The sequence below is a fragment of the Pseudomonadota bacterium genome (assembly GCA_027624955.1).
Taxonomy (GTDB): domain Bacteria; phylum Pseudomonadota; class Alphaproteobacteria; order UBA828; family UBA828; genus PTKB01.
On sequence record JAQBTG010000003.1, the window covers coordinates 116245 to 129074 of the forward strand.

At 58.0% G+C, this 12830-nt stretch carries 13 protein-coding genes; 1 reads left to right on the forward strand and 12 read right to left on the reverse strand.

Annotated elements, in window-relative coordinates:
- The first annotated feature begins 95 nt into the window (after positions 1-95).
- On the forward strand, positions 96-758 hold the full coding sequence (gene lipB / locus O3A94_02185) for a lipoyl(octanoyl) transferase LipB (GenBank protein ID MDA1355060.1): 663 nt from the start codon (positions 96-98) through the stop codon (positions 756-758).
- A 1-nt stretch (position 759) separates the two neighbouring features.
- Here lipB and O3A94_02190 read toward each other — a convergent pair whose 3' ends face one another.
- From O3A94_02190 to rpsK, 12 genes are all read right to left on the reverse strand, one after another.
- Entirely contained in the window at positions 760-1062 is a 303-nt protein-coding gene (locus O3A94_02190; GenBank protein MDA1355061.1) for an acylphosphatase, read from the reverse strand.
- A 5-nt stretch (positions 1063-1067) separates the two neighbouring features.
- Complete coding sequence (locus O3A94_02195; GenBank protein MDA1355062.1) at positions 1068-3062, reverse strand: acetyl/propionyl/methylcrotonyl-CoA carboxylase subunit alpha; 1995 nt, start codon at positions 3060-3062, stop codon at positions 1068-1070.
- Between the two features lie 25 nt (positions 3063-3087).
- Positions 3088-4620, reverse strand: coding sequence for an acyl-CoA carboxylase subunit beta (locus O3A94_02200; GenBank protein ID MDA1355063.1), 1533 nt, complete (start codon positions 4618-4620; stop codon positions 3088-3090).
- Positions 4621-4644: 24 nt separating this feature from the next.
- On the reverse strand, positions 4645-5343 hold the full coding sequence (locus O3A94_02205) for an ATPase (GenBank protein MDA1355064.1): 699 nt from the start codon (positions 5341-5343) through the stop codon (positions 4645-4647).
- 4 nt (positions 5344-5347) lie between these two features.
- Positions 5348-7372 carry an AsmA family protein gene (locus O3A94_02210; GenBank protein ID MDA1355065.1) on the reverse strand — a complete coding sequence of 675 codons (2025 nt, stop codon included), beginning with the start codon at positions 7370-7372 and terminating at the stop codon, positions 5348-5350.
- Positions 7373-7375: 3 nt separating this feature from the next.
- Positions 7376-8044, reverse strand: a complete 669-nt coding sequence (locus O3A94_02215; GenBank protein MDA1355066.1) for an HAD-IA family hydrolase — start codon at positions 8042-8044, stop codon at positions 7376-7378.
- Positions 8041-9051, reverse strand: coding sequence for an RluA family pseudouridine synthase (locus tag O3A94_02220; GenBank protein ID MDA1355067.1), 1011 nt, complete (start codon positions 9049-9051; stop codon positions 8041-8043). Before O3A94_02220 ends, O3A94_02215 begins: the two co-directional genes overlap by 4 nt.
- A complete protein-coding gene (crcB, locus tag O3A94_02225; protein MDA1355068.1) occupies positions 9048-9440 on the reverse strand; it encodes a fluoride efflux transporter CrcB in 393 nt (130 codons plus the stop codon). The genes O3A94_02220 and crcB overlap by 4 nt, the downstream gene beginning before the upstream one ends.
- Positions 9437-10759, reverse strand: coding sequence for a replication-associated recombination protein A (locus O3A94_02230; GenBank protein MDA1355069.1), 1323 nt, complete (start codon positions 10757-10759; stop codon positions 9437-9439). The genes crcB and O3A94_02230 overlap by 4 nt, the downstream gene beginning before the upstream one ends.
- A gap of 87 nt (positions 10760-10846) precedes the next feature.
- Complete coding sequence (gene rplQ / locus O3A94_02235) at positions 10847-11278, reverse strand: 50S ribosomal protein L17 (GenBank protein ID MDA1355070.1); 432 nt, start codon at positions 11276-11278, stop codon at positions 10847-10849.
- A gap of 30 nt (positions 11279-11308) precedes the next feature.
- Complete coding sequence (locus O3A94_02240) at positions 11309-12325, reverse strand: DNA-directed RNA polymerase subunit alpha (protein MDA1355071.1); 1017 nt, start codon at positions 12323-12325, stop codon at positions 11309-11311.
- A 114-nt stretch (positions 12326-12439) separates the two neighbouring features.
- Positions 12440-12826, reverse strand: coding sequence for a 30S ribosomal protein S11 (rpsK, locus tag O3A94_02245; GenBank protein MDA1355072.1), 387 nt, complete (start codon positions 12824-12826; stop codon positions 12440-12442).
- Between the last annotated feature and the right edge of the window lie 4 nt (positions 12827-12830).

Sequence of the window (12830 nt, forward strand, 5' to 3'; positions counted from 1 at the left end):
ATTAGTTCTCCCCTGCGGAATAAGACGTTTGATTTGATAATAGTGCCAGATAGCGCACTGCATTACATTCTCTATTCAATACGAAAGGATTTACCTTGCCGCAACCCGAGAATACGAATGCCGCGCCGCCTGCTATCGAATGGAAAACCAGTGTGGCGCCGATTGCCTATGGGGAAGCCGTGCAGGAGATGGAGCTGCGGGTGGCGCAGATTCGCGCTGCCGGCGCGCCGGAGTTGATCTGGCTGCTCGAGCACCCGCCGCTCTATACGGCAGGCGCCAGCGCCAACGAGGGCGATTTGCTGGACCGCGACGCGTTTCCGGTGCATCGCACCGGGCGCGGTGGCCAATATACCTATCATGGCCCCGGCCAGCGGATTGTTTATACGATGCTGGATCTGCAGCGCCGCGGCGCCGATTTGCACCAGTTCGTGCGCAATCTGGAACAATGGTTGATCGATACCTTGGCCCTATTCGGCGTCACCGGTGAACGACGCCAGGGTCGGGTCGGTGTTTGGGTCTCACTCGGCCAAGGCAAGGAAGCGAAAATCGCGGCAATCGGCATCCGCGTGCGCCGTTGGGTGACGTATCATGGCGTTTCGCTGAATGTGGCCCCAGATCTCAGCCATTATGATAGCATCATCGCTTGCGGCGTCCCTGAGCATGGCGTGACATCACTCGAAGCACTGGGCGTCCAAGTCGATATGAGCGAAGTCGATGCCGTACTGAAGAAAAACTTTGATACTCTGTTCGGCGCCTGAATTATTCCGCCGACGGGCGCTGTTCGAAGCCGCCCTGGCCCGGCGTGTCCGCCGCCTCTACCTCAATTTTTACAACTTCTGCGGCAGGTGGCCCCTGCCAGCAGGCTTTGATCATTTGCTCGACAGAACCGACGGGGCCAGCGAACAGCGCCTCGACGCTACCGTCAACGCGATTGCGCACCCATCCCCTCAAGCCGCGCTGAACCGCCTCGTCGCAATTCCAACCGCGATACCACACTCCCTGCACGCGACCGGTAATACGCACCGAATAGGCGATTTCACCGTCTTCGGGAACCACGGACATGAGCTTTAGGCAAATTCCATGATCACTTGATCGACGCGGAGACTGTCGCCCTGGGCGACCTTGATATGCGCGACCACGCCATCGCGCTCGGCGCGCAGCACATTTTCCATTTTCATCGCGTCGACCACCGCGAGCGCCTGGCCAACGCGCACTTCATCGCCCACATTGACGGCCAGAGAAACCATGAGGCCGGGCATCGGTGAGAGTAGAAAGCGCGAGAGGTCTGCGGGCTCACGTTTCGGTATGCGCGCCGCCAGTTCAGCCGCGCGCGGACTCTGCACTGTGATGTGCGCTTCCGCGCCGCGCCACGCCAAATGCAGGCGGGTGCCGCGTTGCGCCACCTGAACGGTGACTGCGGCGCCGTCCAATGCAGCGCAAAATATAGTTTCACCGGGCCGCCAATCGCTTTCGAGCAGCATTTCCCGGCCGTTCCAGGCGATCACCATAGCTGCGCCGGATGGGGTCCCGGATGGGGTCAATGTCACGGCGTGATCTTCCGCCTCAATGGACACGACCAGTTCCTCGGGTCCGGCAAAAGAGCGCTGACCAGTTTGGCCAGATATCTTTGCCCGACGCGCGCGCAAGCGATACTCGATCGCTGCGGCGACCGGCACCAGCACTGCCAATTCAGATTCGCCGGCCAGCGGTGTGAAGCCATCGGGATATTCTTCTTCGATGAAGGCCGTGCTGAGTTCGCCTTTTGCAAAGCGCGGGTGACCCATGATGGCGGCAAGAAACGTCAAGTTGTTGGAAATGCCCTGTACTTGATACGCGTCTAGTGCTTCCAGCATGGTGGCGATGGCGCCGGCCCGGTCAGCCCCGTGACTGACCAGTTTTGCAATCATCGGATCGTAGTACATCGAGATTTCGCCGCCCTCGAAGACGCCGCTATCGACCCGAACATTTGTGCTCGGCACCGGCTCGCGGTAGCGAACCAAGCGTCCAATTGACGGCATGAAGCCACGCACCGGGTCTTCCGCGTAAAGCCGGCACTCCATTGCCCAGCCGTTCAGCTTTATGTCGCCCTGGGTTACAGCAAGTTTTTCACCGGCAGCGACTTTGATCTGCTGTTCGACCAAGTCGATGCCGGTGACATATTCAGTAACCGGATGCTCAACCTGAAGGCGCGTATTCATCTCAAGAAAATAGAAATTGCGCTGTTGATCGGCGACGAACTCGACCGTCCCGGCGGAGACATAGCCCACCTCCCGCACCAGTGCGCAGGCCTGCTCTCCCATGGCTTGGCGTGTCGCGTCGTCAAGCAATGGGCTCGGCGCTTCCTCAATGATCTTCTGATGGCGGCGCTGAATGGAGCATTCGCGCTCACCGAGATGCACAATATTACCGTGGCTGTCGGCGAGAATTTGGATTTCTATGTGGCGCGGTTCCTCGATGAATTTCTCGATGAAAACGCGACCGTCGCCAAATGCCTGGCTAGCTTCGTGGATAGCCGAAGCGATGCTCTCGGCAAACATATCCGGTGAGGTCGCGACGCGCATGCCCTTGCCACCGCCGCCAGCTGCCGCCTTGATCATCACCGGATAGCCAATGCTCAGGGCAATCGCTTCTGCCTCTTCCCCGGCCTCAATCGCTTCGCTATGCCCGGGGATAATGTTGACACCGGCCTTCTGCGCTATTTTCTTGGCCGCGATCTTGTCGCCCATTGCGGCGATGGCTGCTGCCGGCGGGCCGATAAAAACAATGCCCTCCGCCGCCAAGCGCTCGGCAAAGTTGGGGTTCTCAGATAAGAAACCATAGCCCGGATGTACCGCATCGGCGCCACTCTGCTTGGCCGCCGCGATAATCGTTTCGATCTTCAGATAGCTTTCGTTCGCCGCCGCCGGTCCGATCGCGATGGCTTCATCGGCCTCGCGCATGTGCAGAGCACCATTATCGGCATCGGAATAAACCGCAACGCTGGCGATTCCCATCGCCCGCGCCGAACGAATAACGCGGCAGGCGATTTCGCCCCGGTTGGCAATCAGGATTTTTTTAAACATAGGCGTGACGCCGTTCTCTTATTAGTTAGAGCGGAATATTGCCGTGTTTTTTCCACGGATTTTCGAGCTTCTTATTGCGTAGCATGGCGAAGGCGCGGCCCAGGCGCCGGCGTGTATTATGCGGCATGATAATGTCGTCGATATATCCGCGATGGGCTGCGATGAACGGGTTTGCGAACTTGTTGCGGTATTCTTCTGTCTGGCGCTCCACCGCCTCGGGATCATCCAGCGCGCCGCGGAAGATGATTTCGACCGCGCCCTTCGAGCCCATAACGGCGATTTCGGCGGTTGGCCAAGCATAGTTGACGTCGCCTCTGAGATGCTTGGAACTCATCACGTCATAGGCGCCGCCATAGGCTTTGCGGGTGATCAACGTGACCTTGGGCACCGTCGCCTCGGCATAGGCATAAAGCAGTTTTGAGCCATGGGTGATAATGCCGTTATGCTCTTGATCGGTGCCCGGCAGGAAGCCCGGCACATCGACCAGGGTGAGAATTGGAATGTTGAAGCAATCACAAAATCGGACGAATCGTGCGGCTTTCCGCGACGAGGCGATATCGAGGCAGCCGGCCAGAACCATGGGCTGATTAGCGACGATGCCGATTGTCGCGCCGCCCATGCGGGCGAAGCCGGTGATGATGTTTTGTGCATGATTTGGCTTGGTTTCGAAAAAATCGCCTTCATCGGTGATCTTTCCAATCAGCTCCTTCATATCATAGGGTTTTTGCGGATCGGCCGGGATCAACGTGTCGAGCGATGGATCGGGGCGATCGATCGGATCTTCGCTCGGCCATGTCGGCGCTTGCTCGCGGTTGGAGGCCGGCAGAAAGTCGATAAAACGGCGCACTTCGGCGAGCGTCTCCACATCGTCACCAAATGCCCGGTCGGCAACGCCGGAAGTGGCTGTATGGGTGATGGCGCCGCCCAATTCCTCATGGCTGACTTGTTCATGGGTGACGGTTTTCACCACGTCGGGGCCGGTGACGAACATGTAGGAACTGTTTTCGACCATGAAGATAAAGTCGGTCATCGCCGGAGAATAGACCGCCCCACCGGCGCATGGCCCCATGACTACGGAAATTTGCGGCACCACGCCGGAGGCCAACACGTTGCGCTGAAATACTTCGGCATAGCCGCCAAGTGAGGCAACGCCCTCATGGATGCGCGCGCCGCCGGAATCGTTAAGCCCGATCACCGGCGCGCCGACTTTCATCGCCTGATCCATGATCTTGCATATCTTTTCGGCATGGGCTTCGCTGAGCGAGCCACCAAAGACTGTGAAGTCCTGGCTGAACACAAAGACCAGCCGCCCGTTCACGGTTCCGTGGCCGGTCACGACACCGTCACCAGGGATGACGCTGTCGGCCATGCCGAAATCGCTGCAGCGATGCTCGACGAACATGTCATATTCCTCGAACGATCCGCTATCGAGCAGCAGTTCCAACCTTTCGCGCGCCGTTAGTTTGCCCTTCGCATGCTGCGCGGCAATGCGTTTTTCGCCGCCGCCTTGGCGCGCCGCTGCCCGCTTTTCCTCCAATTGCCGGATGATATCCTGCATTCAAATTCCCTTACGCTCGCCGACTCAAGAGCGTGACAATGCCAGAAATTCGCCCGCAGCGGAAATTTCCCTTCGCAGTCCTTCCAGACGCTCAAAAAGCTCCTCATCCTCGCCCCAGCGCTCGAGTTGCCAACGCTCATCGATATGAGAAGTCGCCCAAGCGTGCTGCGAATCGATTTCCCGTTCCAACAGCGCCAGAGCAACTACAAGGGAGCCGCTTGCCGCGGTCGCGACATGTAAACCGGTCAAGGTAAGGTCACTCTCAGCCTCGACTGCCGCGCGCAGACGCGCCAAAGAAGCTTCATCCTGGGCAATAGGCGTCAGCCCCGTTGTCGTGTTGAGACCGGCGCCGTAATGGGTTTCAGCCCAATCAAGAAGTGGTTGCCAATGCTCCAGCTGACGCCGCGCCAGTTCTTCCGGCTGTGCCGCCCGATAACAGAGCAGATCAGTCTCAGCAAATTTAATCGTCTCAAGGATCACCGCCGCTCGGCTGGGCGTAACCCGGTCAAGCGCGGTGCAGACAAATCGCATCATTGGCATGGTCTCATGGCGAATTTCGCCGTTTTGCGCACGCCACTCCGCCGCCACCGCCTCGGCTAACTCTTCAATGCTGATCACCAGAGGTAGTTTGGCCGGCGTTTTTATGGAGCGGCCATCGAGCGCCACTGTAAAGCCGTCATCCAGTTTCTCTACCGCGGCGTTCTTGTAGAAGCGCTTTTTCATTCCGCTAATCGAAGATGCCGAGAACGCCGTCCAACAGCTCTTCGACAGCTTTGGCGGGCGTCTCTTTGGCGCCTTGTTCATTTTGGGCGGGTTGCTCAAGCGCCGTAATACACGGATTTTCGTCACCGGAGCCCGCGCTGACCAAGGGGATCAAGATGCCAAACGGTCCCATTAACGCCGTTCCCAACACAGTACCCGCGAGGCCGAGAAGCGCTTCTTCTTTCTTGAGATTATAACTGAGATCAAGAAGCGGTCCATCGATGACGACCGGAATGGCGAGACTCAAGAGCGACGGATCTTTCGGACGCGGCACGACGGTTAGATCGGCCAACTCGCGACCAAGGTCGATTTGTCCTTTCCCCGCAGTCGTTGTGAGAGCGGTATCGAACAGTAGGGCCGTATTGAGGGCCACACCATTCTTCACGTCAAAGCGGGCGACAAAGCAATTCAGTTGCGCTGCATCGCCCTCAGCGCCGGGCACGATAAAGCGCAACAAATCGGCAGCAATGAGATCGACATAGGCGTTGGGGATGGTGCCGGCGCCAATCTCCAGATTGACCCGGCCACCGAGAGTCGCAGCTATTTCGTGCGCCGAACGGCCCTGTCCGGCAAGCACAATCTCCAGATCGAGCGGCCCACTGATGATATCGCTAAGGTCGAACAGCGGTTTGACGGCGGCGAGATCCACGTCAATTAAGCCAAATTCGAGCTGCAATTCTGGACGTGCAGAGCGGCTTTGAAGCTCGATCCGTGCCACCACGTCGCCGTCGCCTAGGCCCGCCTGCACGGGTTCGATTCGCAATAATCCTTGTTCCAGCTCAAGATCGAGCTTCGCATCCCGCAAAGACAAGCCGCGATAGCGTAGTTCCGAAACTTTCAGAGACACCCGCGCGTCTGCCTCGTCGAGCGCGGCAAAATTTAGCGGCTCTTCCGAGAACACCCGCTTCTGCCCGGCATCCTCAGGCGAGGTGCCGGCCTCGCCCGTTGCGTCAGCGTCGCTAACGTCTGAGCTTGGCACTGGCGCATCGCCATTAGCTTTCGCCAGCAACGCATCGAGGTCGAGTAATGCTGAAGTCAAATCGGCCGTGAGACGTGGCCGCTTGCCGGACGAAAGTTCGAGCCTGCCGGCCAGATCATTCTCCGCAATTTGCGCCTTAAAATTCTCTAGTATGTATGTGCCATTCGCACCGTCCCGCAGGTCGGCTTGAAGTGCATACGGGCCGACAGCAGGGAGAGACCCGGCGATCACATTGAGATCAGATAGTTTTTCGCCGGCCACGCGGACATGCAACGCTACGTCCTCGAATTCGTCCAACTCGCCAACCGTACCCGACATCTCTGTTTTGGCGCCGAACATCTCAATCACGAACGCCACCGCAACATTCTCATCGCCGGGGCCAATGCTGCCAGAGGCATCGATGGGACTGTTGTTCCACACGCCTTCCAAGGCAAAATTCCCGCCGCTCGCGCCGCCACCATCGGCTTCGGCGTGGGCGATCATAACCACATGGCGCTCACCAGTCTGACCGTCGCGATAATGCACCAACGCATTATCAATACGGAGGTCATCGATGACCGGGAGATCGCCGCCCGAATCATCTTCTCCGTCGTCTCTGTCTTCGTGTCGCTTGTCGCCGAAAACCCAATTACCGACGCCGTCTTCATTGGTTTCGGCCAGTAGATCCATATCTTCAAGAATAAGGCGTTCGATTTCGATATCGCCACTCAGCATGGGGAACAACGCGACCTTGGCCTCCACATGGCCGAGTTTCAGCATTTCGGGGCGCGTGCCCCAGGCGGCATTTTCAAACGTCACATTGTCCGCCGTGATCGACGGGCTGAAAGATATCGATAGGTCGAAATTTCCGGCGATCGTGAGTTCACGGCCGGTTTTTTCACTCACTTTGCGGGCCAGCAGGTCTTTAAATTTGTTAACATCCTGAACGCTCAACAAAACGACGCCAACGACCACGACTAGGAAGATCAGTCCGATAATTCCTACAACGCCATGCCACCATCGAATCCGCATCGCTTACACTTTCCGTCGCCGTTGTTTCAAAACAGGTGGTAAATCAACCAATTGATCAAGTACCAGATCGGCTCCGGCTGCTTTCAGCTCGACCACGTCATGATAGCCCCAGGCCACGCCGAACGCACTGGCACCGGCATTTAAGGCCATTTCGATGTCATACACCGTATCGCCGATAAGCACGGTTTCATCCTTGTCCATGCCGGTTTCAGCCATCGCACGCTCCAACATGCCGGGATGCGGTTTGCTGGGCGCATCATCCGCAGTTTGCAAAGTTGCAAAATGCCTGGCGAGACCATGGGTTTCCAAGATCGCGGACAAGCCGCGTCGGGATTTCCCGGTGGCAATGCCAAGAACGTATCCGGTCTCTTCCAGAAGCGTGAGCGTCTCGACGACATCGGCAAATAACGGCTCGTGCAGGTTGGGGCTGGCACGCAATTCAAGAAAACATTCCTTATAGGCCGCCACTAGGCTTTCGATTGTCGTGACATCTGCGTCGCCGTGCAGTTGGCCGATGGCTTGCGGCAAAGACAATCCAACGATCCTTTTTACTGCCTCGGGCGCCGGTGGCGCGACGCCGTGCGCGCGAAAGGCGGCTTGCATGGAATCGATGATGACGTACTGGCTATCAACCAACGTGCCGTCACAATCAAACATGACGAGCTGCGTCATGTGTTCAGTTCGGCAAAGGGATCGCCGTCCGTGCCCGGATCGAATCCCAAATGTTGCCAGGTTCTTGCCATGTGCGGCGGCAGCGGCGCCACCAGAACAAGGCGCGCGCGCCGTGCGCCGGCGCCACCCGGATGTGGCAGACTCAGTGACCGGGCGTGGAGGTGCAAGCCGGCACCAAATCCGATCGTTTCCAACGGGTCTGATTCGGCGGGATATTTCTTATCGCCAAGAATTGGGCAGTTTAGAACTTCCGCGCAATGCACGCGCAATTGATGGGTGCGCCCAGTTCGCGGCGAGAGCGCCAGCCAGGCCATGCTGCTTCCTGCGGCCTCAACCGTCGCGTAAAAAGTCGTCGCGTCGGCCCCGTCCGGCGCTGGAACAACGCGTTCAACTCCTGTTGGGGTGGTTTTCTTGGCGATCGCCGCATCGATACGTCCGCGCCCAGGATCGGGCCGGCCGATAGTCAGCGCCCAATACACCTTGCGTAGTTCCTGGTCGCGGAACCATTTTGTCAAATGACGTGCGGCGGCGGCAGTGCGCGCCAGCAACAGCACGCCGCTGGTGTCCTTGTCGAGCCGGTGCACCAGCCGAGGGCGGTCGTCGGCGCCGAAGCGCAGGCCATCCAGCAAAGCATCGACATGGTGTGTTACGCCCGAGCCGCCCTGCACGGCGAGACCCGCGGGTTTGTTGATCGCCAGCATCATTTCGTCGCGGTAGATGACCCATTCCTGGGCCGCCGCTAAATCCGCGTCACTCGGCGCGGGCGCGCTGGATCTGCCTCTTGCGGGGGCACCTGTTTCGGCCGCGAGCGGCGGTATCCGCACCTCACTTCCAACGACGAGACGCAGACTCGCCTTGGCGCGGCGCCCGTCGACTCGGATTTGGCCGGTGCGTAAAAGCTTCTCAAGTCTGCCATGGCTGAGGCCTGGATAACGGCTTCGAAACCACCGGTCGAGCCTGATATCGGCGTCGTCAGCGGCCACCAAAAGGGTTTTTACACCGCTCATGCGAGGATCAATCGCAATAGACGAAGTCCAACAAAAAAGGCACCCAGGGATATGGCGACCGAAATGAAAATATAAAGCAGTGCCCTTCCGGTCTCGCCACGCTCCAGCAACAAATAACTGTCCGATGAGAAGGCCGAAAAGGTCGTGAACGAGCCGAGGACACCGACAAATACCAATGCCCGAATCTCGGCGCTGGGCATCAATGTTACGGCAAAACTTTCGATCAAAGCACCGAATATGAATGAGCCCAGCACATTGACCACGACCGTGCCGTAGGGAAAACCGGTACCCAGGAATGAAGCAAACCAACGCTCCGCGAGGTCAGCGACATAATAGCGACCGACAGAGCCGACGGCGCCACCGAACGCGATCGCTAGAACTAACTTCATTCGCTTCTCCGGCCCTGCTCGCCGCCATCGTCGCGCAGCTTGTTCCAATAATCGAGGCGTTTCTTGATTTCACGTTCAAATCCGCGCTCCACCGGGCGGTAAAATTCTTGGCGCGGCAAATCGTCGGGGAAATAATTCTGGCCGGAAAATGCGTCTTCTGTTTCATGATCATAGACATAGCCGTCGCCATATCCCAAATCCTTCATCAAGCCAGTCGGGGCGTTGAGGATGTGCTTCGGTGGCATGGTCGAGCCGCTTTCCCGTGCTGTGCGCATGGCCGCACTCAAGGCCTTATACGCAGCGTTGGATTTGGGCGCTGTCGCCAGATAGAGCACGGCCTGGGCAAGCGCCAACTCCCCTTCGGGCGAACCCAGGCGCTCATAGGCCTGCCACGCCGCCATGGTTTGCGGCAGCGCACCGGGTTCGGCCAGGCCAACATCCTCTGACGCAAAGCGCACCAAACGCCGCGCGATATAGTTGGGGTCCTCGCCGCCTGCCAGCATGCGGGTCAGCCAATAAAGCGCAGCGTCCGCATCTGAACCGCGCAGAGATTTGTGCAGCGCGCTGATCAAATTGTAATGGCTCTCCTGCGCCTTGTCGTAAAGCGGAGCGCGGCGTTGGACCGCCTCGGCCAGCGCCTTGTTGTCCATCCTGTCCCGTACCCCTGACGCGAAGAGCTCCTCAACCATGTTGAGCAGGAAGCGGCCATCTCCGTCCGCCATGGCGCGCAGGGCAACGCGGGCCTGATCGTCGAGCGGCAGGGGCCTCTCTTCCGCCGCCTCGGCGCGCTCCATCAATTCGGCCAGGGCCTCATCATCGAGGCGGCGCAGAACCAGCACCTGGCAACGTGACAGGAGTGCGCCGTTCAGCTCGAACGATGGATTCTCCGTGGTCGCGCCGACGAGGGTCACCGTGCCGTCTTCGACAACCGGCAGGAATGCATCCTGTTGCGCGCGGTTAAAGCGATGTATTTCATCGACGAACAACATCGTACCCTGCCCGGACTGGCGGCGTTCACGGGCGCGCTCGAAAATTTTGCGTAAATCAGCGACACCGGAGAAAACGGCGCTCAGGGGTTCAAACTCAAGATCCGAATGGGTCGCAAGGAGACGGGCAATAGTCGTTTTTCCGCAGCCCGGCGGGCCCCACAGGATGTGAGAGGCGAGCCGCCCTGCAGCGACCATACGGCCGAGAACCCCTTGCTCGCCCAACAGGTGATCCTGGCCGACAACCTGATCGAGCTGACCGGGGCGCATGCGCTCCGCCAGAGGTCGTGGCGCATCTTTGTCGAATAAAGAAGGGGCGGCCTGTTTTGCCATCTTTGTCAATCTAACGCTGCACAACGACAAAGGGCAGCCCCATTGGGGCCGCCCTGTATATCTGCGGAGCTAAAATTTCTCGCCTGTTCAGGCAGAAACTTTTTCCTCCTCCATCTCATCGAGGCTCATGTCCGGCCCGGAATCGAGGCCTTTGGCATCTTCATCTCGGTCCACTAATTCGATATAGGCCATGGGCGCTGAATCGCCATACCTGAAGCCCGCCTTAAGCACTCGGGTATAGCCCCCTGCCCGGCTTTCATAGCGTTCGGCCAAACCGTCGAACAATTTGCGGACGATCGCCTCGTCCATGAGGTAGCTAAGCGCCTGGCGTCGGGAATGTAAGCTTCCGCGCTTTCCGAGCGTAATCATTTGTTCCACTACCGGGCCAAGTTCTTTGGCCTTCGGTAGGGTCGTTTTGATCTGCTCATGTTTTAACAACGCCGTTGCCATATTGCGAAGCATCGCCCTACGGTGACTCGATGTCCGGTTTAGTTTGCGCCCACTATTGCGATGCCGCATCTCTCTCTCCTTGCGCCGTGGCGCCTCTTCTTAATAAGGCTCTTCCAGCCTTTTTGCCATCTCTTCGATATTTTCTGGCGGCCAGCTGGCCACTTCCATGCCCAGATGCAGCCCCATATGGCTGAGCACTTCCTTGATCTCGTTTAAGGATTTACGGCCAAAATTAGGGGTGCGTAGCATTTCTGATTCGGAATGCTGAATCAAATCTCCGATATAAATAATGTTGTCGTTCTTGAGACAGTTGGCGGAGCGTACGGAAAGCTCCAACTCGTCGACCTTTTTCAACAGGTTGGGATTGAATTCCGGCTCGACCGCATGCTCCTCGCGATGAGCTTCGCGCGGCTCTTCGAAATTGATAAAAAGCTGCAGTTGGTCCTGAATAACACGGGCGGCCAGTGCGATGGCATCTTCCGGCGTGACCGTGCCGTTGGTTTCGATGGTCATCGACAGCTTGTCATAATCGGTGACTTGCCCAACACGTGTATTCTCAACCTTGTAAGCGACTTTCTTCACAGGGCTATAAAGCGCATCGACGGGGATGAACCCAATCGGAGCGTCTTCCGGCCGGTTCTGTACCGCCGCGACATATCCCTTGCCGGTTTGCACGGTCAATTCCATGCTCAGATTTGCCGCTTGGTCTAGCGTGCAGATCACCAGATCCGGGTCCATGATTTCAACGTCATGGCCGGTTTCGATCATGCCAGCTGTTACTTCACCGGGCTTTGTTGCCTTGAGCGTAAGTCGTTTTGGACCCTCGCCGTGCATCCGCAGCGCCAGAGATTTAATGTTGAGGACGATGTCAGTGAGATCCTCGCGCACGCCCGGGATGGTCGAAAACTCGTGCAGTACGCCCTCAACCTGAATGGCCGTGACTGCGGCACCCTGTAACGATGACAACAGAACACGCCTGAGGGCGTTACCGAGCGTCACGCCAAAGCCGCGCTCGAGCGGTTCGGCGACTAGGATTGCTATGTTTTTACTGTCTCCGTCGGGTGAAATAGCTAATTTCGACGGCTTGATAAGTTCCTGCCAGTTTTTCTGGATCACGGATACGACCTCACAGAATAGGTGAGCGGAAAATCGCTCGGAAATTGCGGTTTGCTACTTAATTGCCGTCTTCGACGGCGCTCATAAGTGCGCCGGAGCGCACCCATTTATTCGTTAGACGCGGCGGCGTTTGCGCGGCCGGCAGCCATTATGCGGGATTGGTGTGACATCACGGATTGCAGTGACGATAAAACCCGCTGTTTGCAGCGCACGGAGCGCCGATTCTCGACCGGACCCCGGCCCCTTCACTTCGACTTCAAGCGATTTCATACCATGTTCCGCCGCCTTCTTTGCGGCATCCTCTGCGGCCATTTGAGCGGCATAGGGGGTCGATTTGCGTGACCCGCGAAAGCCCATTCCGCCTGCCGATGACCAGGAAATTGTGTTTCCCTGCACGTCGGTGATGGTGATCATGGTGTTATTGAAGGTGGAATTAACATGTGCGACGCCGGAAGAGATATTCTTCCGTTCGCGCTTGCGGACGGATGTTGGTTTGGCCATGGTT